Raw genomic sequence first — 25005 nt, forward strand, 5'->3', positions numbered from 1 at the left:
AATGTCTGACCCTCCGTCAAAGGAGCTCGATGGCCATCCTGAGGCGCTCACTCAGTCGTACGTACCTAGTCACCGCAGTACTCCTGACCACCCCACTGGTCGCGACCGGCAACGCCTCGGCGGGGGAAGCCGGCTGCACGTCCTCCGTGCCGTACGTCTCGGGCGAGGGCGGCTACGACACCTACCGCATCCCGGCGACGATCACGACCCCGCGCGGCACGGTCCTGGCCTTCGCCGAGGGCCGGCACGACGGGGCGGGCGACACCGGCGACATCGATGTCGTCCTCAGACGCTCCCTCGACGGCGGCTGCACCTGGGGCCCGCAGGCCGTGGTCGCCTCGGGGGACGGGGACACGCGGGGTAACCCCGCCCCCGTGGTCGATCCGCGCACCGGCGCGGTCGTGCTGGTCACCTCCTACAACAGCGGGGACGTGACGGAGGCGCAGATCATGCGGGGCGAGGCGACGCCGGAGCAGAGCCGGCGGGTGTTCGTCCAGCGCAGCGCGGACGACGGCCGCCACTTCTCGTCCCCGCGGGACATCACGGGCCAGGTGAAGCCGTCGAACTGGCGCTGGTACGCCACCGGGCCCGGTCACGCGATCGCGCTGCGGCGCGGTCCGCATGCGGGGCGGCTGGTCGTCCCGTCGAACCACTCGGCCGCGCCGGCGCCGGGGTCCGGGGACACCGGGCAGGAGCCCAGGTACTACGGCGCCCATGCCATCTACAGCGACGACGGCGGGCGTACCTGGCGCATGGGCTTCGTCGACGACTCGTACGACGGTTTCAGCAACGCGAACGAGTCCACCGCGGCCGAACTTCCCGACGGCAGGCTGTACTTCAACTCCCGGGATCAGCACGGCACGAGTGCCGGGAACCGGCTCGACAGTCACTCCAGTGACGGCGGGGAGACGTTGGACCGGCCGTACACGGTTCAGCCGGCGCTGAACGAGGTGCCGGTGGTGGAGGGCAGCGTCCTCCAACTCGCGGGTTCTCGGGGTGCGTTGCTGTTCTCCGGTCCCTCCGTGCCCACTGTGCGCCAATCGATGGCTGTGTGGCGGAGTGCGGATGGTGGGGCGACCTTCACGAAGGCGCTGACGCTGTCTCAGCAGCGGGCGGGGTACTCGGATCTGGTGCCGTTGGGGCGGCGGGTGGTCGGGATTCTGTACGAGACGGGTGCGGAGGGGACGTACGAGACGATCGAGTTCCGCAGGCTGCCGACGGCGGAGCTGGGGTAGTTTGTCGCCCGGTCCAGGGGCTCCGCCCCTGGCCCGAAGGCCCTACAACAACCCCGCCCCCGCCAAGAACTTCCCCACCCGCTCAACCTCCTCCGTCGACAGCGCCACCTGCGGCTCCGCCGTAGCCGCGCAGTCGATGACCCCCCGCAGATGCAGCGCCGCCTTGAAGGCTCCCAACGCCGACGAGCTACCCCCCATCCGCCCGGAATCCCCGACGGTCACCATCCCGAACAGGCCGCACAGCCGCTCCTGCTCGGCCCGGGCCAACTCCCAGTCCCCGGACCGGCACAGCTCGAAGAGCCGCACGTACCCCCGCGGGTCGACGTTCGCGAGCCCCGGCACCGCCCCGTCCGCCCCCACCGCGAGCGCGGCGTCGGCGATGAGTTCGGAGCCGGTCAGGACGCTGAAGCCGGTGATGTCGGACCGGGTGCGGGCGCCGATGACGACCTCGCGGAAGGCGGCGAGGTCGCCGCTGGAGTCCTTCAGGCCGGCCAGGACGCCCTCGGCGGCCAGGTCCAGGATGACGTCGCCGGGGAGTTTCACGTGGACGGCGGCCGGGAGGTCGTACGCCACCACCGGGACGGGGCACGCGGCCGCGATCAGGCGGTAGTGGCGGGCGATCTCGGCGGGGTGGGTCCGGGCGTAGAAGGGCGCTGTGGCGACCACCGCGTCCGCACCCGCCCGTGTGACCTCGCGTACGTGGTCCAGCACCCTCGGCGTGGTCATGTCGATCACGCCGGCCAGCACCGGGAGCCGGCCCCCGACGTGCCCGGCCACCGCCTCCACCACCACCCGCCGCTGCCCGTCCGTCAGATACGCCGCCTCCGACGTCGAGCCGAGCACGAACAGGCCGTGCACCCCGGCCTCCATCAAGTGGTCGACCAGCCTGAGCAGGGACGGGACGTCCACCTCGCGGTCCGGTGTCAGGGGCGTGCAGACGGGCGGGATGACACCGGTGAGCGGGGTGGGGATCATGATCAAGGCTCCCTGGAACTGTGGCTCTGTCGTACGAGGTCGCGCGTGGCCTCGCCCTCCTCCACTGGATGGTGGCACCTGTAACGGTGCTCGGGCGTCGACGCGGCCGAGAAGTCCGGCATCGCCTCGGCGCACACCTCGTCCGCCTTCCAGCATCGCGTACGGAAGGGGCACCCGCTCGGCGGCCGTGTCGCGGAGGGGACCGGACCGACCAGCGGGATCGGGTCGATGGGGTCGAGCAGGCCGGGGGTCGCGGAGAAGAGGGCACGGGTGTACGGGTGCCGGGAGCCGTCGGTGACCCCGGTCGCCGGGGCCTCCTCGACGATCCGGCCCAGGTACATCGTGATCACGCGGTCGCTCATCCGGCGTACCGTCTGGATGTCGTGCGAGACGAAGACCAGGGCGAGGCCCAGCCGTTCCTTCAGGTCGAGGAGGAGGTTCAGGATCTGCGCCCGCACCGACACGTCCAGCGCGCTCGTCGGCTCGTCCGCCACCACCAGGTCGGGGTCCAGAGCCAGCGCGCGGGCGATGGCCACGCGTTGGCGCTGGCCGCCGGAGAGCTGGCCGGGAAGGGCGTCCGTGAGGGCGCGCGGGAGGCCGACCAAGGACATCAGCTCCCGTACCCGGTCCTCGCGTTCGCTCCTCGTGCCCCGGTCGTGCACGTCCAGCGGGTCCCGCAGTATCTGCCGGACCGTCAGACGCCTGTTCAGTGCCGTCGACGGGTCCTGGAAGATCATCCCGATGCCGGCGCCCACCGCGGTCCTGCGTTCGGCCGGTGACATCGTCCACAGGTCACGGCCCCGCAGGGCCACCGTCCCCGTGGTCGGGCGCTGCACGCCCACCAGCACCTTCGCCAGCGTCGACTTGCCGCACCCCGACTCGCCGACCACGCCCAGCGTCTCGCCGGGCGCGATGACGAGATCGGCGCCGGTCAGGGCGTACACCTTGTCCCGGCTGAACAGACCGCCGCTGCGCGCCCTGTGCACGACGTGCGCGTCCGAGAGCTCCACCAGCGCGTTCACTGGACGACCCCGCTTTCGGAGCGGTCTGTCGGGGCCAGCACGATCGCCGGGTGATGGCAGGCCGCCGTGTGCGTCGGTGTTCCCACCAGGTCGGGCGGTGTCGTCCGGCACACCTCGCTCGCCAGCGGACAGCGGTCCGCGAAACGGCAGCCGGCCGGGAAGTCGGCGGGGGAGGGGACGACGCCCTTGATCTGCGTCATCCGCTCCTGTGCCGACTCCAGCGACAGCACGCTGCCGAGCAGGCCCCGTGTGTAGTGGTGCGCCGGCGCCTCCACCAGGTCGGCGGTCACGCCGGTCTCCACGATCTGGCCGCCGTACATCACGACCACCCGGTCGGTGACGTCCGCGATCAGCGCGAGGTCGTGCGAGACGAGGATCAGGGCGAAGCCCAGTTCCTCCCGCAGCCTCAGCAGCAGCTCTATGATCTGCGCCTGCACGGTGACGTCCAGCGCGGTCGTCGGCTCGTCGGCGACGATCAGCTTGGGGTCGCGGGACAGGGCCATGGCGATCAGGACGCGCTGGCGCTGGCCGCCGGAGAGCTCGTGCGGGTAGCTGCGCAGGGTGCGGTCGGGGTCGAGGCCGACCAGCCCCAGGAGTTCGTGGGGGCTGCGGTGGCCTCCGCGCCGTACGACCTGCTTGAGCTGGGAGCGGATCGTCATCGCCGGGTTCAGGGAGGACAGGGCGTCCTGGTAGATCATCGCCATCTCGTGACCCAGCAGCTTGCGGCGCACCCGCATCGGCTCGCCCACCAACTGCCGCTGGTTGAACCGGACATGGCCGCGCACCCGGGCGCCCTTCGGCTCCAGGCCCATCACCGCGAGGGCCGTGAGCGACTTGCCGCAGCCCGACTCGCCGACCAGCCCCAGCACCTCACCCGGCTGCACCTCGAAGCTGATGCCGTCGACGATGTCCACGCCGCCGTGCCGGCCCTCGAACCCGATCGCCAGGTGCTCCACCGCGAGCACCGGCAGCTGCCCCTGGGGCAACGGCCGCGCCCGTGCCCGCAGCCGCGCCGCCGCCTCCGTCAGCCCCGGCAGCTGCAGCACCTCACCGCTGCCCGGCTCCGGCGCCTCGAGGCGGTCGTCGTGCTTCCGTACGTCGACCTCGCGGGCCGAGGGTGCCGCCCATGCGTCCGACACGCCCTCGGAGAGGATGTTCAGCGACAGCACCGTCACCAGCATCAGCAGGCCGGGGAAGACGGTCGCCCACCAGCCGCCGGTGAGCACCATGTTCTTGCCGTCCGCGATGACGCTGCCCCAGGAGGGGTCGGGGGGACGGACGCCGGCGCCGATGAAGGACAGCGACGCCTCGAAGACGATCGCCTCCGCCACCTGGACCGTGCAGAACACCAGCACCGGGGCGGCACAGTTGATCGCCACATGCTTGATGACGATGTGCGGGGTGCGGGCGCCGATCACCCGTTCCGCCGTCACATAGTCCTCGCCGTACTGGTCGAGGACGTTCGCCCGGACGACTCGGGCCACCGGCGGCGTGAACAGGAACGCGATCGCGCAGATCAGGACGGTGATCCCGCCGCCGAAGACGGCGACGAGCACGGCGGCCAGCGCGATGCCCGGGAACGCCATCACCACGTCCAGGCAGCGCATCAGCGTCTCGTCGACCGCCTTGCGTGAGGTCGCCGCGATCGCGCCGATCAGGGCACCCACGACGAGCGCGAGTCCGGTCGCGCCGAGCCCGATCGCCAGCGACCAGCGGGCGCCGTACATCAGCCGGCTGAGGATGTCCCGGCCGAGGCTGTCCTGGCCCATCCAGTGCTCGGCGGACGGATGACCGGTGCCGTCGATCGGCGGCTGCTGGTCGAGCGGGTCGTGCGGGGCGAGGACCGGGGCGAGCAGGGCCGTCAGGACCACCACCGCCAGGAAGCAGACGGCGACCTTCGACAGCAGCGGCAGCCGGCGCCAGCCGCGCAGCCGGATGCCGGGCCGGGACAGCGCCTCGGCGAGACGCTTGCGATTGAACGTCATGTCGCCTCCCGCAGGCGCGGGTTGACCAGCAGGTACAGGATGTCGATGACGAGGTTGACGACCACGAAGCCGGTCGCCGTGGTCAGGACGACGCCCTGGACGACCGCCGGGTCACCGTTCTTCACCGCGTCGATCATCAGCTTCCCCATCCCGGGCAGGGAGAAGATCGTCTCGATGACGACCGCGCCGCCCAGCAGGTAGCCGACGCGCAGACCGAGGACCGTCAGCGGGTTGATGAGCGCGTTGCGCAGGACGTTGCGCCCGACGACCACCCGCGGCGGCAGCCCGCTGCCGATCGCCGTGCGGACGTAGTCCTTGTCCAGCTCCTCCACCACCGACGTCCGCACGATCCGCGTCAGCTGCGCCGCCACCGGCAGCGAGAGGGCGAGGGCCGGGAGGGTCATGGTCTTGAGCCAGCCCGTGAAGGAGTCCGCCGGGTTGATGTAGCCGCCGGTCGGGAACCAGCCGAGGTCGACGGCCAGGTACTGGATCATCAGCAGCGCCAGCCAGAAGCCGGGGGCGGCGACACCGGTGAGGGAGACGACCCGGATGATCTGGTCGGGGAGACGGTCGCGGTAGATGGCGGCCGTCACGCCGCCGACCAGGGACAGGACGACCGCGATGCCGAGGCCCAGGAAGGTGAGCTGGAGGGTCAGCGGCAGCGCGGTCATGACCTGGTCGACGACCGGCGCCCGGGTCAGGGCGCTGATGCCCATGTCGCCGTGGAGCAGGTCGCCGATGAAGGCGACGTAGCGGACGGGGAGGGGGTCCAGCAGGCCGTTCTCCTCGCGGAAGTCATGCAGTTGCTGCGCGGTGGGGTTCGCGCCCTGGAAGAACGCGGACGCCGGGTCGACGTCCGAGAACCGCATGACCAGGAACACGAACAGCACGATGCCCAGCATCAGCGGCACGAGCAGCACGACGCGGCGGGCCAGGATCCTTACGACGGTGATCACAGAAGGGCTCCTAGGCCCACTTGGCCTGGAGGAGGTTGATGCCGGGGTACGGCTGTGCCCTTATCCCGGTGAGCTGCTTGGGGTTCCAGGCCGTCATCAGCTCGTTGTGGACGACCGGGTAGAGCACGGCCTGCTCGGCGACGACGTCGATGTAGTCCTGCACGATCGTCTTCTTCTTCTCGGCGTCCGGCTCCCGGGTCGCCCGGTCCATGTCCTTGAAGAGCGCCTTGGCGATCGAGTTGTCGGCCCACCGCGTGTACTGCATCCACAAGTTCTCGGGGCCGTAGTTGTAGTGCATGATCAGGTCGGCGTCGAGGCCGAACTGGTTGGGGTTCGAGGCGGCGGCGACCACCTGGTAGTCCTGCTTCTGGTCCATCTTGGTGAAGACGGCCGTCGTCTCCTGCGGGGAGAGGGTGGTCTTGACGCCGATCGCGTCCCAGGACGCCTTGATGGTCGGCAGACAGTCGACGATCCAGCTCACGTTGACGGCCAGGATCTCGATCTTCAGCCCGCTGACCCCGGCCTCCTTCAGCAGCGCCTTCGCCTTGTCGGGGTCGTAGTCGTAGACGGCCTTCGCGCGCCGGTAGCTGGGGTTGGCCTCGTTGAGGAAGGACGACGCCGGCTTCCCGTGCCCCTTGAGGGCGACCTCGATCATCTTCCCGGTGTCGATGGCGTAGTGCAGCGCCTGGCGGACGCGTACGTCGTCGAAGGGCTTGTGCTTGGTGTTGAACATCAGGAAGAGGTTGTTCATCCCGGCGCCGCCCGCCACCGTCAGCCCGCCGCCCTCCAGCTGGCCGATGTTGGCGTACGGGATGTTGTCGGCGATCTGCGCACCGGCACTCGCGCCCGAGATCCTGGCCACGCGCGGCGCCGCGTCCACGATCGTCAGCCAGTTCATCTTCTTGAAGGTGGCCCTGCGCGGGCCGTTGTAGCCGGGATACGCCTCGAAGGTGGTGTTGGACTTCGGGTGGTGCGCGGTCTGCCGGTACGGCCCCGAGCCGATCGCCTTGCCTGCGATGGCGTCCTCCCAGCCGCCCGGCTGGGAGAAGACGTGCTTCGGCATGATCTTGGCCAGGGTGAGCCGCGAGATCCCGTCCGGGAAGGGGAACTTGAGGACCAGCTCGACGTTCTGCGCGTCGATCTTGCGGACTTCCTTCAGCCAGCTCGCGAAGAAGCCCTTGGCGAGGGTCTGGGTCTTCGGGTCGAGGATCCGGTCGAAGACGAAGACCACGTCGTCGGCCGTGACCGGCTTGCCGTCGTGGAACTTCGCGCCCGCGCGCAGGGTGAACTTCCAGGACGTGGCGTTCGGGTCGGCCGGCACCTGCGTCGCGAGCGCGGCGTACGGCTCCCGCGAGATCGGGTCGGTGTCCAGCAGCCCCTCGTAGATGTGGTTGTTGGCGGCCATGCAGAAGGCTGACGCGGTCTGGGTCGGGTCCCAGCTGCCGTCGTTGCCGTAGCCGATGACCGCCGTCAGCGTCCGGTTCTGGCCTCCGCCCCCGCCGGTCTCGTTCGTGGACTGGGGCCCCGACGAACAGGCCGACAGCGACGCGGAGACGGCGGCGGCCGCGCTCAGCGCGCCGGTGTACTTCAGGAACGACCGGCGGTGCAGCGCCGGCACGTCGTGGGTCACGTCGCGCACGGGTCCTCCAGCGGTGGGGTGGTGTGCTCCGGCGATGGATGGTGTGAGGAGATACGACGTCCTACGTCCTGACGGTCAGCGCGACCATAGGTGGGGTGGTGGGGGCGGTCAAGGGATCTCACACGAATGGCGCATCTGCCACAGGTCGGACCAATGGCGCTGTGAAATGGCGCGAGTTGACCCCCCGTCAGGTGCCGTTCGGGCAGACATGGGACGTGGGACGTCCGGGTGCGCGTACGATGCGCCGCATGCCCGGGCAGCCCAGGAACAGCCGTACGTCCGAGGAGTCCAGGAACAGCCGGATCCAGCGGCAGGTCATGCAGCTGATCATCGACCGCAGGCTCCAGGCGGGCGCGCTGCTGCCCACGGAGGCGGAGCTGATGGAGGACCTCGGCGTCAGCCGCAACTCCGTCCGTGAGGCCCTCAAGGCGCTCCAAGCCCTCGACATCGTGGAGATCCGGCACGGCTACGGGACGTATGTCGGCCAGGCCTCGCTCACGCCGCTGATCGACGGTCTGACGTTTCGCACGCTCGCCCGGCACGACCATGACGACTCGGGGGCGCTGGCGGAGATCCTTCAGGTGCGGGAGGTGCTGGAGGAGGGGCTGATCCGGCGGGTGGCGGCGATGGTGACGGACGCCGAGCTGGACCGGCTGGAGGCGGTCGTTGCGCGGATGGAGGTGGCCGGGCGGGCGGGGCGGGCCTTTCCCGACCTCGACCGCGAATTCCATGAGCTGCTGTACGCGTCTCTCGGCAACGACCTCGTGCCGCAGCTGCTTGCCGCGTTCTGGACGGTCTTCCGGCGGGTGTCCGGCGCCCGCGGCCGCCCCGACGACCCCTCGCCCGACCTCACGGCGGGCCGGCACCGGGACATCGTGACAGCGTTGCGCTCGCGCGATGTCGAGGGGGCGCAGCGGGCGATGGCGGTGCATTTCCGGGGGATCGCGGCGAGGGCGGGGCAGGAGCGTTTTTCGCCCCCGCCGCCCCTACCCTGAAAATCATCCTGACCGGTCAGGAATCGAGAAGCGCCCGCACCTGCGCGCCGCTAGCGTGACCGCCATGGACATCAGCATTCACGCCAGCTTTCTCCCGCACGACGACCCCGAGGCCTCCCTCGCCTTCTACCGCGACGCGCTCGGTTTCGAGGTCCGTACCGATGTCGGGCAGGACAAGATGCGCTGGATCACGGTCGGCCCGGCCGGTCAGCCCGGCACGTCCATCCTCCTCGCACCCCCGACCGCCGACCCCGGCATCACCGAGGACGAGCGCCGCGTCATCGCCGAGATGATGGCCAAGGGCACCTACGGCTGGATCCTGCTCGCCACCTCGAACGTCGACGACACCTTCGAGAAGGTGCAGGCGAGCGGCGCCGAGGTCGTCCAGGAGCCGACCGACCAGCCGTACGGCATCCGCGACTGCGCGTTCCGCGACCCGGCGGGCAACCTGATCCGTATCCAGGAGCGGGGCTGAGGCCAGCCCACCCAGCCTGCCCCCACCCCCGCCCTCGCCCTCGCCGGCAGCGTTCCCGACCGAGTTGCAGATGGAGATTTCACGATGACCGAGCCGCACGTTGCCGACAGCCACGATCTGATCCGCGTGCACGGAGCGCGTGAGAACAACCTCAAGGACGTCAGCATCGAGATCCCGAAGCGCCGCCTGACGGTGTTCACCGGCGTCTCCGGCTCGGGCAAGAGCTCGCTGGTGTTCGACACGATCGCCGCCGAGTCGCAGCGGCTGATCAACGAGACCTACAGCGCGTTCCTGCAGGGCTTCATGCCCAACAACGCGAGGCCCGAGGTCGACGTCCTCGACGGGCTGACCACCGCGATAACCGTCGACCAGCAGCGCATGGGCTCCGACCCCCGCTCCACCGTCGGCACCGCCACCGACGCCAACGCGATGCTGCGCATCCTCTTCAGCCGGCTCGGCAAGCCGCACATCGGCCCGCCCGCCGCGTACTCCTTCAACGTCGCCTCGGTCTCCGCGAGCGGCGGGTTCACGATCGACCGCGGTGCCGACAAGACGAAGACCGAGAAGGTCAGCTTCAGCCGCACCGGCGGCATGTGCACGCACTGCGAGGGCCGGGGCACGGTCTCCGACATCGACCTCACGCAGCTGTTCGATGACTCGAAGTCGCTCGCCGAGGACCCGTTCACCATCCCCACCTACACCGGGGACGGCTGGGTGGTCCGGGTCATCGCCGAGTCGGGGTTCTTCGACAAGGAGAAGCCGATCCGGAAGTACACCAAGAAGGAGCGGCACGACTTCCTCTACCGCGAGCCGACCAAGGTCAAGATCAACGGGGTCAACCTCACCTATGAAGGGCTGATCCCGAAGCTCCAGAAGACCTTCCTGTCCAAGGACCGCGAGTCGATGCAGCCGCACATCCGGGCCTTCGTGGACCGGGCGGTCACCTTCGCCCGCTGCCCCGACTGCGACGGCACCCGCCTCAGCGAGCTGGCCCGCTCCTCGAAGATCGACAAGATCAACATCGCTGATGCCTGCACCATGGAGATCCGTGACCTGGCCGAATGGGCCCGCGGGCTCAAGGAGCCGTCGGTGGCGCCGCTGCTCGCCAAGCTCCGGCACACCCTGGACTCCTTCGTGGAGATCGGCCTCGGCTACCTCTCGCTCGACCGCGCCTCGGGCACCCTCTCCGGCGGCGAGGCGCAGCGCACCAAGATGATCCGCCACCTCGGCTCCTCGCTCACCGACGTCACGTACGTCTTCGACGAGCCGACCATCGGCCTGCACCCACACGACATCCAGCGCATGAACAACCTGCTCCTGCGCCTGCGGGACAAGGGCAACACCGTGCTCGTCGTCGAGCACAAGCCGGAGACCATCGCCATCGCCGACCACGTCGTCGACCTCGGCCCCGGCGCCGGCACGGCGGGCGGCACCGTGTGCTTCGAGGGCACGCTGGCGGGGCTGCGCAAGAGTGACACGGTCACCGGGCGGCATCTCGACGACCGGGCGACCCTGAAGGACACGGTCCGCAAGGCCACCGGCACGCTGCCGATCCGCGGCGCCGGCGCGAACAACCTGCAGGACGTCGATGTCGACATCCCGCTCGGCGTGCTGACGGTCGTCACCGGCGTCGCCGGCTCCGGCAAGAGCTCGCTCGTGCACGGCTCGATCCCCTCCGACGAGGGCGTGGTGTCGGTCGACCAGACCCCGATCCGCGGCTCCAGGCGCAGTAACCCGGCGACGTACACCGGACTGGCCGACCCGATCCGCAAGGCCTTCGCCAAGGCCAACGGTGTGAAGCCGGCCCTGTTCAGCGCCAACTCCGAGGGCGCCTGCCCCACCTGCAACGGCGCCGGCGTCATCTACACCGACCTGGCGATCATGCAGAGCGTCGCCACCACCTGCGAGGACTGCGAGGGCAAGCGGTTCGACGCCTCGGTGCTGGAGTACCACCTCGGCGGCCGGGACATCAGCGAGGTGCTCGCGATGTCGGTGACCGAGGCCGAGGAGTTCTTCCGCGCGGGCGAGGCGCGGATCCCCGCCGCGCACAAGATCGTCGAGCGGATGGCGGACGTCGGCCTCGGCTACCTCACCCTCGGCCAGCCGCTGACCACGCTGTCCGGCGGCGAGCGGCAGCGGCTGAAACTGGCCACGCACATGGGGGACAAGGGCGGCGTCTACGTCCTGGACGAACCGACCACCGGCCTCCACCTCGCCGACGTCCAGCAACTGCTCGGCCTGCTCGACCGGCTCGTCGACTCCGGCAAGTCGGTCATCGTCATCGAGCACCACCAGGCCGTCATGGCCCACGCCGACTGGATCATCGACCTCGGCCCCGGCGCCGGTCACGACGGTGGCCGGATCGTCTTCGAGGGCACCCCCGCCGACCTCGTCGCCGACGGCTCGACCCTCACGGGCGAGCACCTCGCGGCCTACGTCGGCGGCTGACCCGCGATGTGCTTCTGGACGGGCCGGGACCTGGCCCGCGAGAATGTGGGTGTGCGATCAAACTCGACGTCCGAGGACCAGCGGCTGCGCAACCTCGCGCTGCTGCGCCGCGTCCGTGACCGGATGGACCGGGAGTACGCCCAGCCGCTGGACGTCGAGGCGCTCGCGCGCGGCGCGCACATGTCGGCCGGGCACCTCAGCCGCGAGTTCAAGCTCGCCTATGGCGAGTCGCCGTACGGCTACCTGATGACACGGCGGATCGAGCGCGCGATGGCGCTGCTGCGCCGGGGCGACCTCAGCGTCACCGAGGTGTGCTTCGCGGTCGGCTGCTCGTCGCTGGGCACCTTCAGCACGCGCTTCACGGAGCTGGTCGGCATGACGCCCAGCGCCTACCGGCGGCAGGCGGCGGACGAGACGGCGGGGATTCCGTCGTGCGTGGCGAAACAGGTGACCAGGCCGCTGCGGAACAGGGAAGTGCCGTTCAGCCGGGCGGCGGCGGTCGCCGGTAAGGCGCCGGTCAGCTCGGCGCAGCCGCAGGCATCGTGACGGGCCGGGGGCGCCGCGCCTGGTGCGGCGCCCCCGGCCCGTCAGCCGAACAAACGCGGCGCCTCAGGTGAGTGCCTGGGCCAGCAGCCTGGCCGCCTCCGCCACCAGGGCGTCGTCCCACTCCGCGTCCTGGGCGGGCTTCGTGGACAGGACGGCCAGGACGAGGGGGGTGCCCTCGGGGGTCCAGGCCAGGCCGACGTTGTTGGTGGTGCCGTAGGAACCCGAACCCGTCTTGTCCGCGATCGTCCAGGTCGGGGGCAGACCCGCGCGGAAGCGTTTGCCGCTGGTCGTGTTGCTCAGCAGCCAGTGCGTGAGGAGCTCGCGGTCGGCGCGGTTCAGGGCGTCGTCGCCGAGGACCAGGCGGGCGTAGGTCCGGCCGATCGCGCGGGGGCTCGTGGTGTCCGTGACCCGCCACGGCTCGGCCGAGTTCAGCTCCGGCTCCCAGCGGTCGAGGCGCGTCACCCGGTCGCCGAGGGAGCGGGCGAAGCGGGTGACGGCGGTGGGGCCGCCGAGTTCGCGCAGGAGGAGGTTGGCGGCGCCGTTGTCGCTGTAGGTGATGGCGACCTCGCACAGTTCGGCGACCGTCATCCCCGTGGCGAGGTTCTCCCTGGTCTTGTCGGAGCCCTCCTTCGGCAGGTCGGCCTCCGTGTAGTGGATGCGGTGGCGCAGGAACTCGCCGTCGCGGTCGAGGTCGCGCACGACGGCCGCGGACGACAAGGTCTTGAACACCGAGCACATCGGGAAGAGCTCGTCGGCGCGGTGCCGGACGGTCCGCCCGGTGTCGAGGTTGTGCGCGAACACGCCCAGGCGGGCGCCGTGCCGGCGCTCCAGCGCGCGGAGGCCGGCGGTGACATCGGTGCCGTCCGTGGCGTGGGCGGGGGTGCTCGCGAGCAGGGCGGCCGCGGTGGCGGCGGTGCCGGCCGTGAGGAGGGTGCGTCGGGTCATCGGGGACTTGGCGGAGACTCGGATCTTGCTCTCCTTCGCTCGTGGGTCGTCGACGATCTCTTCATTGATCGACGCCGCCCGTCATCCCTTGGTTGCGACGCCGTAGACCATCGGCCGACGGCGCTCCCGGCCCGCGCTCGCCACAGTGGCCGTATGGAGAACACCGAGGGGATCAGCAGGGCACGGTTTCTGGCCGGGGCGGCGGCCGTCGGGCTGGCGGGGGCGGTACTGCCCGCCGGGCGGGCAGCGGCGACCGGGCGAGGGCACGAGCACCGCGGACTGAAGCACCGGGGCGTCGTCTACACCGTCGGCGCCGGCGAGACCTCCGGCACCGCGTGGAGCGCCGCCCGGATGCGCAGGGACGTCCGGGTGATCCGCGACGACCTGCACGCCGACACCATCGACGTCACCGGCGACGGCGTCGAGCGCCTCACCGCCACGGCCGCCGAGGCCGCCGAACGCGGCCTGCACGTCTGGCTCCAGCCGACCCTCGGCGATGTGCCGGAGCGGGAGATCCTCGACAGCATCGCGGAGTGCGGCCGGTTCGCGGAGCGGCTGCGCCGGCAGGGCGCGAGCGTCGACTTCAGCGTGGGCTGCGAGTTCTGGCTGTTCGTGCCGGGGATCATCCCCGGCGCGACGGTCCTGGAGCGCGTCGACAACCTCCAGAAGGGCAATGTCGACATGGCGAAGATGCAGCGCCGCCTGGCCCGCTTCACCGCGAAGGCCGCCACCGTCGGCCGCTCCGTCTTCCACGGCCGCCTCAGCTACGCCGCGGCCCAGGACGAGGAGTTCGAACCGGTCGACTGGAACCTCTTCGACGTCGTCGGCATCGACTACTACTCGTACTTCCACGAACCGGCCGACTACGTCCGAGAGTTGCGCCGCCATCTGCGCTGGGGCAAGCCCCTGGCCATCACCGAGTTCGGCACGTGCGCGTACGTAGGGGCGCCCGAGGCGGGCGGCATGGGCTGGGACATCGTCGACTACACGAAGGAGCCCAACGAGATCAAGGGCGACCCGGTGCGCAGCGAGCGCACGCAGGCCGCCTACCTGGTCGACCTGCTGGAGGTCTTCGAGTCGATGGGCCTGTACGCGGCGATGGCCTTCGAGTTCGTCACCGCTGACGCCCCGCACCGCGCCGACAACCCGCGCTACGACCTCGACCTGGCGAGCTACGGCATCACCAAGGCCATCAAGGACCGCCCCGACGACCCGTCCTCCAACTGGCACTGGGAACCGAAGGAGGCTTTCCACGCGGTGGCCCGGCAGTACGGCCGACGGGCGGGGACCGGCCGCCGGGGTGACCATGGCTGAGGAGGTGCGCGTGTATGGATTGGACCCTTGAGCTGATCGGTGTGCCGGTCACGGACCTGGACCGGGCCAAGAGTTTCTACAAGGACCAGTGCGGTTTCAACGTCGACATCGACGCGCCGTTCTTCGACGGGGCACGCTTCATCCAGCTCACCCCGCCCGGTTCCCGCTGCTCCATCGTGCTGGAGGCCGGAATGCCGGACGCCCCGGGCCAGTCCCGGATGGCGCCCGGCTCGCTCCGGGGCCTTCAGCTCTGCGTCACGGACATCGAGGCGGCAAGGGCCGAGCTGGTGGAGCGTGGGATCGATGTGAGCCCGGTGCTGCATGTGGGCGCGTCCGGCTGGTCGGAGGGCCGGGGCGAGGAGAGCTGGACCTCCTTCCTCTTCTTCCAGGACCCCGACGGCAACGGCTGGGCGGTCCAGGAGTCCCCGGCCCCCTTGACTGAACGCTGACCTACTTGCAGTACGTGTCCCGGGGCGGACGCTCGCCGGTCGCCAGGAACCGGGAGACGGTCGCGTCGCCGCACGCGTTGCCGTTCTCGAGGTAGGAGCCATGGCCGGTGGAGTTCACGGTGACCATGACGGCCCGCCGGCCGAGGGCCTCGCGCATCTTCAGGGCGCCGCTCAGCGGTGTGGCCACGTCCCGCTCGTTCTGGATCAGCAGGACGTTGGACGGCCCGCGGTCGGTCACCCGCGGCGGCGCCTCCGTCGGCTGCGACGGCCACGCGGCGCAGACCATCGCGTTCCTCGGCATACCCGCGGTGAGCGGATACTTCGCGCGGCTCTCGGCGACACCCTTCTCGTACACCGCGGCCGACCGCGGCCAGGCGGCGTCGTTGCAGATGGTCGCGGCGCCGACGGCGATGTAGTTCTGCAGCAGCGCCTCCGGCGGGTTCTCCGGCGCGGGCGGCAGCGTGCCCTTGCCGGCGGCCAGCATCAGCTTGGCCAGCACCGGGTAGTCCTCGGGGTCGTACAGGCTGTCCAGCATCGTCTGGCGCAGGCCGTTGCCGTCCAGCTGCGCCGGGTTGGCGCCGGGCCAGGGAAGGGGCTCGCGGTCCAGACGGGCGGCGAGGGCGAGGAACCGCGAGCGCACCTCGGCCGGTGTGCCGGCGACGCGGTCCGGGTTGCCCGGCCGGGACGCCCACTTGGCGAAGACGGGGAAGTTGTCCTCGACGCCCGCCTCGAACGACTCCAGCCAGGCGCGCTCCGCTCGTACGGGGTCGGGGTTGTCGTTGCTGTCCAGCACGATGCGGTCCGTGCGGTGCGGGAACAGCTCGGCGAAGGTGGAGCCGATGTAGGTGCCGTACGAGTCGCCCCAGGCGGACAGCTTGCGTTCGCCGAGCGCGGCTCGGATGCTGTCGATGTCGCGGGCGTTGTTCTTGGTGCTGATGTGCTTCATCAGTTCGCCGCCGTTGCGGGCGCAGGCGTCCGAGATGCGCCGTGCGGTGGCCATGTTCTCGGTGACGGACCCGTCCGGGGCCGGCCAGGGGCGCAGCGCCGTGCGCGCGAGGTCACGGTGCTCCACCTCGCAATTCACCGGCGTCGAGGGGGCGTTGCCGCGCGGCGCGAACCCGATCAGGTCGTAGGTGTCCCGCACCTTCTGCGGCAGCCTCTGCCCCTTGTCCGAGGGCTCGCCCAGGCTGTCGCCGCCCGGCCCGCCGGCGATCAGCAGCAGGGCGCCACGCCGTGCGGACGGCTTCTCGCTGGGGATGCGGGAGACGGCGATGTCGATCTTCGGGCCGCCGGGGTCGGCGTAGTCCATCGGGACGGCGAGGGTCGCACACTGCTGGCGCGGATCGAGCCCCTCGCCCTCGCACTTGGTCCACTTCAGCGGCGTGGGCGAGCCGGTGGCGTTCGCGGTGAGCGGGGTGACCAGCCCGAAGACGACTCCGGAGGCGGCTGCGATCAGGGCGGCACTCTTCGTGATCTGCTTCATGCACAGCAGCCTGACGGACCTTCACGGAGCGTCACATCCGGGCAACTCCCGTATCTTCCCTGGGGATTACCTCCCGTATCCCTCCTGGGGTTTACCCCCATACGACCACTGGGCCAGCACCAGCACCATGATGAGCCGGTCCTCCCCGGGCCCCAGATAGTCCCGGCGCACCCCGCCCTCGGCCGAGAACCCCAGGGTCCGGTACAGCATGATCGCCGCCGCGTTCGCCGGCTCCACGGTCAGCCGCACCTCGTGCACCCGCTCCCGGCGCAACTGCCGCAGCACCTCCAGCATCAGCCGTTTGCCCAGCCCCCGGCCGCGCCGGTCGGCGCTGACGGCCAGGCTCAGGACCCAGCACACATAGCCGTCAGAGGTGGTGACGAAGAGGACGTAGCCGTGCAGGCAGTCCCCGTCGTCGAGGACGAGGATGCGGTCGCCGTGGACGTCGAAGTGCTGGCGCAGTACGAAGTAGGGGTACGGCTCCTCGGGGAACACCTCCCGGTCCACCCGCAGGAGCTCGGGCAGGTCCGCCTCGGTGACTCCTCGGGTCGTCAGTGGCCGATCGCTGCTGCCGGCGAAGCACGCCTGGTCGGAGCGGCGGCCCAGAACAGGGAAACGTTCCTCCGGCATGGCCATCGACTGCCCCCTATGTGATGGATTGGAGTCACTCATGCGGGTGAGCACCCGTTGCCTGCCGTTTCAGGCGCTCGGTTCGAGATCCGCCCATCTTGAGCAGGGCAATCCCTTGGTTCAAGGGTGCGAGGACCTTATGCCTCGACGCGCTCCCAGTGCGCCTTCTTTTGGTACCGTGAGTGAATGACCCAGAGATCGTCGGGGGACGTCCGGTTGAAGAACAAAGATGTGCGCTGGGCGGCGTTCGACCCGATCGCCTACGTTGATCACAACTACCGCGACTTACAGGCAGAGGACGCGGAGATCCTGCACATGATCCGGGATCATTTCGGCGATCATTTCCGGAAGCAGGGCTTCGGCCCGGTTTCCGGTATCGACGTAGGTGCCGGTGCCAATCTCTATCCCGCACTCGCCATGATGCCGTGGTGCGAGGAGATCACCCTCTTCGAGCGCTCGCCGTCGAACGTCCGGTACCTCTCCCGCCAGGCCGAGTCCTACGACCGGAACTGGGACCAGTTCTGGGAGGCCCTGTGCGAGCACGAGGCCTACAACTCCCTTGGCGCGGACCCGCGGGAGAGGTTCCGCAAGGTCGTCTCCGTCGAGCAGGGCGACCTCTTCGACCTGGCGCGGCACGGGCGCCGGTGGTCCATGGGGACCATGTTCTTCGTCGCCGAGTCGATGACCACGTCCCACCAGGAGTTCTCGCTCGGCGTCGAGCGTTTCATGCGCGCCCTGGTCCCCGGCGCCCCCTTCGCGACCGCCTTCATGGAACATTCCACGGGCTATCACGCCGGTGAGCATTTCTTCCCGGCCTGTGACGTGGGAGAATCCGAGGTGCGCGCGAGCCTTGAGGCATTCGCGGGCGACTTCAAGGTTCAGCGGCTCGAATCCGCGGCCGAGGTGCGCGACGGGTATTCGGGAATGATCGTCGCCTACGGCTGGCGAAATTCGGACGCGCTCATTCCGATCGGCTGATCGGTGGAGCTTCACAACAGCACAGCGATATTCCTCTAGTGATGGCAGTGCGGTCTGTGTGAGGGGCATGGAATGCAGATCAAGCCACGCCAGCATCTGCTGGACATCTGGCAGGCGGTAGCCCGCCACTCTTTCGACGGGGGAGAGTGGGAGTGGGGCGAGTGGGGCAACGAGAGCAGCGTGGCCGACGCCGAGCGGCTGCTCTGCCTGCTGTACCCGGCCACCGAGATCCCCGCCTTCCGGCTGGACGACCCGGACACCACACAGGAGGACGTCCAGCAGGTCCTGAAGCGGGCCGGCGGACGGCTGGAGGTCCCGGCCAACCTCGTCACGGCCATGGCCGACTTCATGCGGGCGCACACCGGCGAGGACAAGAGGCCGACCTTCGCCGGGGGTTACTACTTCGGGTCCGCCGACAAGGCCAGGGAAGTCACCGAGGAACAGCGCCAACTCGGCGTCGTCGACTCGTTCTCCATGTCGATCACCCTGTGCCTCGCCACACTGGGCTTCCTCAAGATCTACGAAACCAGGACCCGGCGCAGTGACGTCAAGGAGACCATCGCCGAGCTGCGCCAGGCCACCAGCAACCGGCTCACCGCCGCCATGGTCAGCCTGCTGCGCTCCTTCACCGTCAACGTCTTCGACGTCGACGCCTCCCAGGGCCGTACGCTCTGCGAACTCCTCGGCCAGGGACGGCTGTCGCAGCGGCAGGTGCTCAGCAAATTCCAGAACCGTTTCCGTTCGCTGCGCGCGGCGATCAACGAGAGCGTGTTCCTCGGCATCGACGTCCAGGAGGGCCTCAAGGACGAGAACCAGCTCTTCGAGTGCGGCTGGGCGTGGAGCATGGTGAAGGACGCTCCCGAGGTCGAGACCGACGAACCCATCGGGCCGCAGCCCGAGGGCGTCGCCAACGCGGTGCCGTACCTGTACTTCACCGTGGTCGCCCTCGACGGCATCCAGGACCTGTTCTCCGACCGCACCCTCACCCTCGGCCTGCTCAACACCGAGCAGCAGAAGCTCGCCGAGGCCCTGCGACTGCGGTGGGAGCTGACCCAGCAGTACTGGTCCCGCATCGCCCGCTTCGACGACGACCGCTGGCCCCTGGAGGACATTCCCTGGCGTACGACGGGACAGAAGCTGGAGTCCGAGTACTTCTCCCTGTCCGTCGCCGCCATCCTCGTGCACGACCTGATGCGTCGCCGGGCCACCGACGACGACCTGACCCGCACCGTCGGCATCATGGAGCGCCTCGCCGAGCGCGGCCGTGTCACCAGCCGGATGACGCGCGACGACCCCATGGTCGAGGAGCTGCACAACCTGGGCGTCGCCCTGCCGTTGCAGGGCAGCGAGCGGCTCGGCCCGCCCATGACATGGTCGATGACCGACTTCTCGGCACAGCTGCTGAAGCGGACCGTCCAGCTGTGCACGCTGTCGCGCAGCCTGGCCTCGCACGACCGGCTGCTCAGGCTGGCCGAGGACATCTTCGACCACATGTGGGCGCGCCGCATCCGCGACGGCGAGGGCGTCGGCCTCTGGGACAACGTCCACGCCGCCTATCCCCAGGCGGAGATCCAGAAGCGGCGCGTACCGGTGTCGTGGAGCATCACCGAGCGGGTCACCGAGGTGATGGTCCAGGCCCACGACATGTACCGGCAGCCCCCGATCCGCAGCCTCGAACTGACCGAGCTGGCAAGGGCGTTGCTCAGTGAGTCCGCGCACCTGCTGGGCAACGAACAGATGGAACCCGCGCCCACGGACTCCGGCCGGCACGGGATGGAACTGCGGAACATCGAGGTCAAGTTGCGCCGAGCCCGCAGCCTCGTGGACGAACAGCCGGGCACGGCCTACGCGTTGACGCTCGACGTGCTGGGGCAGCTCGACTCGCTCGCCAGGGCCCGCGAAGCCGCGGACCGGGGAGTGTGACACGGTGCTGATCTTCGCCGCCTCCGACAAAGGAGGCACCGGGCGCTCCGTCACGAGCGCCAACCTCGCCTACCACCGGGCGATGGCCGGGGACGACGTCTGCTATCTGGACTTCGACTTCGGCTCGCCGACCGCGGCGGCCGTCTTCGACGTGGGCGACGCCCGCCAGGCCACCGAGGACCGCGGCCTGCACGCCTACCTGATAGGGGAGGTCAGCGAACCGGCCCGGATCGACGTGTGGGCCGAGACCGAGCACCAGGTGCTGCGCTTCCCGCCGCCCGGCTGCGGCCGGCTGGTCCTGATGCCCGGCGACGTCAGCGGCGGCGAGTTCGCGACCAGCGACGACAACCTGCGCCGCTGCGTCGACCTGCTGATGAACCTGTACTACGAGTTCGACCTGGTCGTCGTCGACCTCAGCGCCGGCCGTTCCTACGCCGTCGACATGGTCCTGGAGGCCACCGCACAGCCCGAGATGAGCGAGGTCACGGCCCGCTGGCTGGTCTTCCACCGCTGGACCCGCCAGCATGTCGAGGCCGCCGCGAGCCTGGTCTTCGGCAAGCGCGGCATCGTCGCGGGCGGCGCCGACCGCGGCCACGACGAGGAGACGTTGCGCAACGCCATCCGCTTCGTACGGGCCGCCGTCCCCGACCCCGAATCGCCGCTGTGGTCGCAGGTCTCGCCCACCCAGTCGGCGTGGATGCGCAAGACCGACGGCGACCTCAAGCAGCTCGCCTCCACGCACGGCATCGGCTACAGCCAGGTCCTCGGCTCGGTGCCGCTCGAACCGGTCCTGCAGTGGCGTGAGCAGCTCATCACCGACGAGGACGTGCTCGACAGTCAGATCGCCAACCAGGAGACCTGGCAGGCACTGAGCCGGCTCGCCGGCCGTCTGACCGACGACAAGTACTGGGAGCAGGCGTGAGCGAAGCCGTGTTCCAGGAGACCACCGCAGAGCTGCGCACCCAGTCCGTGCCGCTGTCCCACCTCTCCCTGGAGCTGGGCCACCTCTACATGGAGGACTTCGAGGCGGGCCCCAAGCGGCTGGGCGAGCACTTCGCGGAGGTACGGGTGTGGGCGGACGCGGTGCGCGCCTCGGCCGCCCGCCGCAGCAAGCGGCCCCGCATCAGCACCTGCTTCCTGATCGACGACTACTTCACCCGCTTCTCCACCCCGGCCGAGCTGATCCCGATGGTGCTGAAGGAGGCCGAGAAGGCCGGCCTCGTCATCGACTACCTCGCCCGCGAGTCGGCCTGCGCGGTCGCCGACCGCATCGAACTGGCGGAATCGGTCATGCACCGCCTCGTCGAGTCCCCGCCGCCCGGCAGCTACGGCTCCCGCCCGCCCGTCAGCCAGACCGGCTGGCTCGCCAACGGCCAGCGCACCCCCTCGACGTCCCGCAGCGCCCTGGGCGCGGTCAAGGGCTGGGAACCGCCCCAGGAGACCGCCGCCCGCAACCACTCCGTCTTCATGGACGTCGAGTTGTGGTCCGAGAAGGACGGCAAGCGGCTGTGGTCCTGCCCTTTCCTGGCCGCCGTATGGCAACTGGCCCGGCTGGGCCTCTTACGGCACCTCGGTGAGCCGGTGCTGCAGCCCAAGGACTGGCAGGGCGAGGACTTCCCGCACGACTGGGACCTGCTGGCGCCCCTGGTCAAGCTCACCGACACCAAGGCGGCCTTCAGCGCCTACCGCACCTGCACCCTCATGCCGAACCGCTTCCTCGCCGTCGAGGACGCCGTCCGGCTCATCCTCGACCAGACGGACGTCGACGCGGGCGCGCTGCAGCAGGTCGCCAAGCGGTCCGCCGACGAGGGGATGGCGGTCCCGGCAGCGGTCGCACAGCGCGCCGCGTACGTCTTCTACGAGGAGCCCGGCGACTCCTCCCGGCCCGAGGAGAACTGAGATGACGGCGGCCACCGGACAACCGGCGCGCTCGGTCCTCGCCTGCGGTGAGGTGCGCACCTGTCTGCTGCCGTCGTTCCAGGCGCTCGACGCCCGGGCCGCCGCCCAGCTGCTCAGGCTGCGCGCCGACGTCCACGTCCGGGTCTCGGAACGGCCCAGCATGTACGTCCTTTCCCCCGAGGTCCTGACCGGCGTGGACTGCCGGCTGCCCGCCGCCAACGGCACCAAGGTCCGGGGCGTCGGTACGGTGGCCGCCCGCGCGGCGCTGACCGAGGGCCGGCTGCTCCAGTCGACCGCGTACTTCAGCCTCCCGGCCGCCGGCCCCGACATGCGGCGCCCCTGGGGCCAGTACCTCGTACGGCCGGGCCTGGTCGAGCCCTTCGGCAAGCTGCCCCAACAGGCCACCGCAGACGGCGTGTTGCGCGGTGCCGGGCGTGGCGAACTCGACCTCGGGATGATTTCCGAAGGCCTGCTCGCCCAGCTCCGCCGCCACGCGCTGCTGGACCGCCGGGTGCCCTTCAAGTCCAGCCCGACGCGGCTGCGTTGGGTCGCGCGGCGGACCCCGGCCGGTGAGCGGGCGTCCCTGGCGAACTTCACCGTCGCCGAGGGCGGGCTGCGGACCGTGGAGCTACTGCTTCCGGAGGACGTCCCGGCCTCCGCCGCGGCCGGTCTGTGCGAGGATCTCGCCCTGCACGACTGGCTTTTGACGACCGTTCAGCACATGCTGGACAACAACCGGATCGGCGCCATAGACGGACCCTCGGTGGTCGAGGCGCTGCATCCGGTCGTGGTTCATCTGCTGCATCTGTGGATGCCGCGCGCACACGTGGACCCCGCGCTGGGTCACCTGTGGGACGTGCTCGAAGAGAAGCCGGGGTTCTCCCGTCAGTGGGAGAACCTGAGCCGGCGCATCAGAGATCGACTGGCCCTCCAGGCCGTGGCGGTGCCCCACCAGGCGCTCAGCACGCGCTGAGGGGCGGTACCGGAACCAGATACCCGACGGGGGAAGAGAAATGGGCGGAGCGTCATCGTTAGGAGCAAGTAGCAACGGGCAAGGGGTACCGCGCCAGGAACCGCGCATGCCGAAGATGTTCTGGCGGATCGTGATCACCGCCGGAGCGGCCGGCGGGGCCTTCCTGCTGACCAGCATCCTCAGCGAGGACGACGGGAACATCTGGCAGTGGGTGGCGTCCATCGTCATCGGCAGCGCGGCCCTGATCGTGCAGTACCTGATCGACTTCGGGGAGCGGTTCGAGAAGGTCGACCGGCGCTTCAACGAGATCCTCGCCGCGACGACGCTGTTCAGCCAGGTCGACGGGTCGGTGCTGCGCTCCGACGAGGTGACCCGGCTGGTCCTCGGCTACACCAAGGTCCGTGAGCAGGGCGGCGACATCATGCAGGCCTTCGCCGAGAAGGAACTGGGCCGGCTCGCCAAGATGATGGAAGGCCTCGGCAGCGGCAGCGCGGACTGCCCCGGCGAGAACCACGAGTGGCTGATCGACATCACCGACTGCGTCAAGATGACCCTCGACGCCACCAGCACCTCGGTGGACCGGGAGTTCTGGAGCAGCGGGCCCGCCGAGCGGTATCTCGCCGCGCAGGAGAAGGCGATCAAGAGGCGGGGCGTGGAGATCCGGCGCCTGTTCGTGGTGCGGGACGAGTACGAGGTCACGCCGGAGCTCAGAGGGCTGTGCGAGGACCACCGCAGGCGGGGCATCGACGCGCGCATCGTGGTGCGGTCGCTGATGGAGTCGAACCCCAGGGTGAGCGACTTCATCGTCTTCGACGGCGAACTCTGCTACGAGACCAAGCCGGACCAGGAGTCCAACCCGGACGGGACGCTGCTGAGCGCCGAACCGGACCACATCGAGGACCACATCACCCAGTTCACCGACCTGTGGGCGGAGGCGGAGCGTCAGCAGACGACTCCGCGGGTCACCGCAGAGACGTGAGGAACCCGCGCCAGGCGTGGGCGGGGATGAGGAGTACGGGGCTGTCCGAGGCGAGTTTGGTGTCTCGGACAGGGACGACGCCGGGTATGCCGTCGGCGACTTCGAGGCAGCTGCCGCCATTGCCGTCGCTGTAGCTGCTCTTGCGCCAGCGGGCGGCGCCTGGGAAGTCGTACGCGACCTCGACGCAGTCGCCGCCGTTGCCGTCGCTGTAGCTGCTCTTGCGCCAGCTCGCGTTGCTCAGGTCGTACTCGCGCATCGTCTGAAGTCCTCCGCCGCCGACTCGACCAGGGCCAGGGACGCCTCCGGCGACAGCGCGGCGGCCCTGAGCAGATCGTATGCCGCGTACGCGTGCTTCACCACAGCCGGATCGTCCAGCAGATTCCCCGAATACACGGCTTCTGTATAGGCCGTTGGTGGGGCGTCCTCAAACTCCATGAGCTTCAGCGAACCGGTCATCAGGGCGTAGGCCCCCGCCGCGTACGGCAGCACCTGCACCAGTACCGTGCGCTCCCGCGTCAGCGCCGCCACGCGCTCCAGCTGCTCCGCCATGACGGCCGGGCCGCCGACCGGGATGCGGAGCACGTTCTCGTGGAGGACGGCCCAATACACGGGCCGTGTAGCGTCCTTGAGGATGTGCTGGCGCTCCAGACGGCCCGACACCTTGTCCTCGATGTACTCGTCCGTCGCGAAGCGGTTCATTGCCAAGGTCACCGCCCGCGCGTACCCGGCCGTCTGCAACAGGCCCGGCACCAGCGCGGGCGCGAACTCGCAGATCTTTGTCGCGAGCCGCTCCAACTCCGCCGCCTTGGCGAAGTAATCCGCGTATCGCTGATCCTTGATGAGCTGGCGCCACATCCGCTCGAAAATACCGTCGGTTTGCAGGGCCTCATCAATCCGCTGCGCGACATCCCGCTGCGGCTTCCGAATGGCCTGTTCGAATTGGCCGATGTATCCGCCGGAGACAAATACCCGAGCCCCTAACTCCACCTGGGTGAGCCCGGCGTCCTCCCTTCGCCGTTTCAACTCCGCGCCGAAGAACTCCCAGGCCGCCTGCCGCGAACCATTGGCCATGGCCAACCCCCTTGTACTGCCCTGCACTTGTAGGGCACAGACTCCTGCCGAGTGTAGGCGTCGCAGGTCACCATGGAGATGAAAT

23 protein-coding genes are annotated in these 25005 nt (G+C 69.8%); 13 read left to right on the forward strand and 10 right to left on the reverse strand.

Annotation, left to right across the window (positions count from 1 at the left end):
• The first annotated feature begins 29 nt into the window (after nt 1-29).
• Nucleotides 30-1235: a sialidase family protein gene (locus OHO27_RS28115; RefSeq protein WP_328427744.1), complete on the forward strand. Its 1206-nt coding sequence runs from the start codon at nt 30-32 to the stop codon at nt 1233-1235.
• A 42-nt stretch (nt 1236-1277) separates the two neighbouring features.
• Here the strand turns inward: OHO27_RS28115 and OHO27_RS28120 are convergent, their stop codons facing one another.
• The 5 genes from OHO27_RS28120 to OHO27_RS28140 are packed head-to-tail and all read right to left on the reverse strand — an operon-like array spanning nt 1278 to nt 7812.
• A complete protein-coding gene (locus tag OHO27_RS28120) occupies nt 1278-2213 on the reverse strand; it encodes a dihydrodipicolinate synthase family protein (protein WP_328430581.1) in 936 nt (311 codons plus the stop codon).
• Complete coding sequence (locus OHO27_RS28125; RefSeq protein WP_328427745.1) at nt 2213-3232, reverse strand: ABC transporter ATP-binding protein; 1020 nt, start codon at nt 3230-3232, stop codon at nt 2213-2215. The genes OHO27_RS28120 and OHO27_RS28125 overlap by 1 nt, the downstream gene beginning before the upstream one ends.
• Entirely contained in the window at nt 3229-5217 is a 1989-nt protein-coding gene (locus OHO27_RS28130) for a dipeptide/oligopeptide/nickel ABC transporter permease/ATP-binding protein (protein ID WP_328427746.1), read from the reverse strand. Before OHO27_RS28130 ends, OHO27_RS28125 begins: the two co-directional genes overlap by 4 nt.
• Entirely contained in the window at nt 5214-6173 is a 960-nt protein-coding gene (locus OHO27_RS28135) for an ABC transporter permease (protein ID WP_328427747.1), read from the reverse strand. Before OHO27_RS28135 ends, OHO27_RS28130 begins: the two co-directional genes overlap by 4 nt.
• Before the next feature lie 10 nt (nt 6174-6183).
• Nucleotides 6184-7812 carry an ABC transporter substrate-binding protein gene (locus OHO27_RS28140; RefSeq protein WP_328427748.1) on the reverse strand — a complete coding sequence of 543 codons (1629 nt, stop codon included), beginning with the start codon at nt 7810-7812 and terminating at the stop codon, nt 6184-6186.
• A 248-nt stretch (nt 7813-8060) separates the two neighbouring features.
• Here OHO27_RS28140 and OHO27_RS28145 point away from each other — a divergent pair, with 248 nt between their 5' ends.
• The 4 genes from OHO27_RS28145 (at nt 8061) to OHO27_RS28160 (ending at nt 12276) form a co-directional block, all read left to right on the forward strand.
• Nucleotides 8061-8807 carry a FadR/GntR family transcriptional regulator gene (locus OHO27_RS28145; protein ID WP_328427749.1) on the forward strand — a complete coding sequence of 249 codons (747 nt, stop codon included), beginning with the start codon at nt 8061-8063 and terminating at the stop codon, nt 8805-8807.
• Between the two features lie 64 nt (nt 8808-8871).
• Entirely contained in the window at nt 8872-9282 is a 411-nt protein-coding gene (locus OHO27_RS28150; RefSeq protein WP_328427750.1) for a VOC family protein, read from the forward strand.
• A gap of 84 nt (nt 9283-9366) precedes the next feature.
• Entirely contained in the window at nt 9367-11730 is a 2364-nt protein-coding gene (locus OHO27_RS28155; RefSeq protein ID WP_328427751.1) for an excinuclease ABC subunit UvrA, read from the forward strand.
• A gap of 51 nt (nt 11731-11781) precedes the next feature.
• Nucleotides 11782-12276 carry a helix-turn-helix transcriptional regulator gene (locus OHO27_RS28160; RefSeq protein WP_443059619.1) on the forward strand — a complete coding sequence of 165 codons (495 nt, stop codon included), beginning with the start codon at nt 11782-11784 and terminating at the stop codon, nt 12274-12276.
• Between the two features lie 63 nt (nt 12277-12339).
• Here the strand turns inward: OHO27_RS28160 and bla are convergent, their stop codons facing one another.
• Entirely contained in the window at nt 12340-13221 is an 882-nt protein-coding gene (gene bla, locus OHO27_RS28165) for a class A beta-lactamase (RefSeq protein WP_328427752.1), read from the reverse strand.
• A gap of 153 nt (nt 13222-13374) precedes the next feature.
• Here bla and OHO27_RS28170 point away from each other — a divergent pair, with 153 nt between their 5' ends.
• Nucleotides 13375-14535 carry an abortive phage infection protein gene (locus OHO27_RS28170; RefSeq protein ID WP_328427753.1) on the forward strand — a complete coding sequence of 387 codons (1161 nt, stop codon included), beginning with the start codon at nt 13375-13377 and terminating at the stop codon, nt 14533-14535.
• Between the two features lie 14 nt (nt 14536-14549).
• Nucleotides 14550-14984 (forward strand): VOC family protein, encoded by a 435-nt coding sequence (locus OHO27_RS28175; protein WP_328427754.1) that lies wholly within the window; start codon nt 14550-14552, stop codon nt 14982-14984.
• Between the two features lies 1 nt (nt 14985).
• Here OHO27_RS28175 and OHO27_RS28180 read toward each other — a convergent pair whose 3' ends face one another.
• On the reverse strand, nt 14986-16467 hold the full coding sequence (locus OHO27_RS28180; RefSeq protein WP_328427755.1) for an alpha/beta hydrolase: 1482 nt from the start codon (nt 16465-16467) through the stop codon (nt 14986-14988).
• 66 nt (nt 16468-16533) lie between these two features.
• Nucleotides 16534-17103 carry a GNAT family N-acetyltransferase gene (locus OHO27_RS28185; RefSeq protein WP_328427756.1) on the reverse strand — a complete coding sequence of 190 codons (570 nt, stop codon included), beginning with the start codon at nt 17101-17103 and terminating at the stop codon, nt 16534-16536.
• 225 nt (nt 17104-17328) lie between these two features.
• Between OHO27_RS28185 and OHO27_RS28190 the strand changes: the two genes are divergently transcribed.
• The 6 genes from OHO27_RS28190 (at nt 17329) to OHO27_RS28215 (ending at nt 23849) form a co-directional block, all read left to right on the forward strand.
• Nucleotides 17329-18075, forward strand: coding sequence for an SCO2525 family SAM-dependent methyltransferase (locus tag OHO27_RS28190; RefSeq protein WP_328427757.1), 747 nt, complete (start codon nt 17329-17331; stop codon nt 18073-18075).
• Between the two features lie 72 nt (nt 18076-18147).
• Nucleotides 18148-19998: an SCO2524 family protein gene (locus OHO27_RS28195; RefSeq protein ID WP_328427758.1), complete on the forward strand. Its 1851-nt coding sequence runs from the start codon at nt 18148-18150 to the stop codon at nt 19996-19998.
• 4 nt (nt 19999-20002) lie between these two features.
• Nucleotides 20003-20920: an SCO2523 family variant P-loop protein gene (locus tag OHO27_RS28200; protein WP_328427759.1), complete on the forward strand. Its 918-nt coding sequence runs from the start codon at nt 20003-20005 to the stop codon at nt 20918-20920.
• The gene (locus OHO27_RS28205; protein ID WP_328427760.1) at nt 20917-21897 is read left to right on the forward strand and encodes an SCO2522 family protein; all 981 of its coding nucleotides are present in this window, start codon (nt 20917-20919) and stop codon (nt 21895-21897) included. Before OHO27_RS28200 ends, OHO27_RS28205 begins: the two co-directional genes overlap by 4 nt.
• A gap of 1 nt (nt 21898) precedes the next feature.
• The gene (locus OHO27_RS28210; protein ID WP_328427761.1) at nt 21899-22870 is read left to right on the forward strand and encodes an SCO2521 family protein; all 972 of its coding nucleotides are present in this window, start codon (nt 21899-21901) and stop codon (nt 22868-22870) included.
• Between the two features lie 106 nt (nt 22871-22976).
• Nucleotides 22977-23849 (forward strand): DUF6879 family protein, encoded by an 873-nt coding sequence (locus OHO27_RS28215; RefSeq protein WP_328427762.1) that lies wholly within the window; start codon nt 22977-22979, stop codon nt 23847-23849.
• Here the strand turns inward: OHO27_RS28215 and OHO27_RS28220 are convergent.
• Nucleotides 23833-24105, reverse strand: a complete 273-nt coding sequence (locus tag OHO27_RS28220) for a DUF397 domain-containing protein (RefSeq protein ID WP_328427763.1) — start codon at nt 24103-24105, stop codon at nt 23833-23835. The two genes, OHO27_RS28215 and OHO27_RS28220, sit on opposite strands and share 17 nt — an antisense overlap.
• Nucleotides 24087-24920 carry a helix-turn-helix domain-containing protein gene (locus tag OHO27_RS28225; RefSeq protein ID WP_328427764.1) on the reverse strand — a complete coding sequence of 278 codons (834 nt, stop codon included), beginning with the start codon at nt 24918-24920 and terminating at the stop codon, nt 24087-24089. The genes OHO27_RS28220 and OHO27_RS28225 overlap by 19 nt, the downstream gene beginning before the upstream one ends.
• Nucleotides 24921-25005 lie beyond the last annotated feature (85 nt).

This window comes from Streptomyces sp. NBC_00443 (genome assembly GCF_036014175.1).
GTDB lineage: Bacteria > Actinomycetota > Actinomycetes > Streptomycetales > Streptomycetaceae > Streptomyces.

Bases quoted from the DNA above. Each gene is read 5' to 3' on its own strand.
- OHO27_RS28115 (WP_328427744.1), top strand. From the start codon at position 30: ATGGCCATCCTGAGGCGCTCACTCAGTCGTACGTACCTAGTCACCGCA.
- OHO27_RS28130 (WP_328427746.1), bottom strand. From the start codon at position 5,217: ATGACGTTCAATCGCAAGCGTCTCGCCGAGGCGCTGTCCCGGCCCGGC.
- OHO27_RS28145 (WP_328427749.1), top strand. From the start codon at position 8,061: ATGCCCGGGCAGCCCAGGAACAGCCGTACGTCCGAGGAGTCCAGGAAC.
- OHO27_RS28150 (WP_328427750.1), top strand. From the start codon at position 8,872: ATGGACATCAGCATTCACGCCAGCTTTCTCCCGCACGACGACCCCGAG.
- OHO27_RS28155 (WP_328427751.1), top strand. From the start codon at position 9,367: ATGACCGAGCCGCACGTTGCCGACAGCCACGATCTGATCCGCGTGCAC.
- bla (WP_328427752.1), bottom strand. From the start codon at position 13,221: ATGACCCGACGCACCCTCCTCACGGCCGGCACCGCCGCCACCGCGGCC.
- OHO27_RS28170 (WP_328427753.1), top strand. From the start codon at position 13,375: ATGGAGAACACCGAGGGGATCAGCAGGGCACGGTTTCTGGCCGGGGCG.
- OHO27_RS28175 (WP_328427754.1), top strand. From the start codon at position 14,550: ATGGATTGGACCCTTGAGCTGATCGGTGTGCCGGTCACGGACCTGGAC.
- OHO27_RS28180 (WP_328427755.1), bottom strand. From the start codon at position 16,467: ATGAAGCAGATCACGAAGAGTGCCGCCCTGATCGCAGCCGCCTCCGGA.
- OHO27_RS28185 (WP_328427756.1), bottom strand. From the start codon at position 17,103: ATGGCCATGCCGGAGGAACGTTTCCCTGTTCTGGGCCGCCGCTCCGAC.
- OHO27_RS28195 (WP_328427758.1), top strand. From the start codon at position 18,148: ATGCAGATCAAGCCACGCCAGCATCTGCTGGACATCTGGCAGGCGGTA.
- OHO27_RS28210 (WP_328427761.1), top strand. From the start codon at position 21,899: ATGACGGCGGCCACCGGACAACCGGCGCGCTCGGTCCTCGCCTGCGGT.
- OHO27_RS28215 (WP_328427762.1), top strand. From the start codon at position 22,977: ATGCCGAAGATGTTCTGGCGGATCGTGATCACCGCCGGAGCGGCCGGC.
- OHO27_RS28220 (WP_328427763.1), bottom strand. From the start codon at position 24,105: ATGCGCGAGTACGACCTGAGCAACGCGAGCTGGCGCAAGAGCAGCTAC.
- OHO27_RS28225 (WP_328427764.1), bottom strand. From the start codon at position 24,920: ATGGCCAATGGTTCGCGGCAGGCGGCCTGGGAGTTCTTCGGCGCGGAG.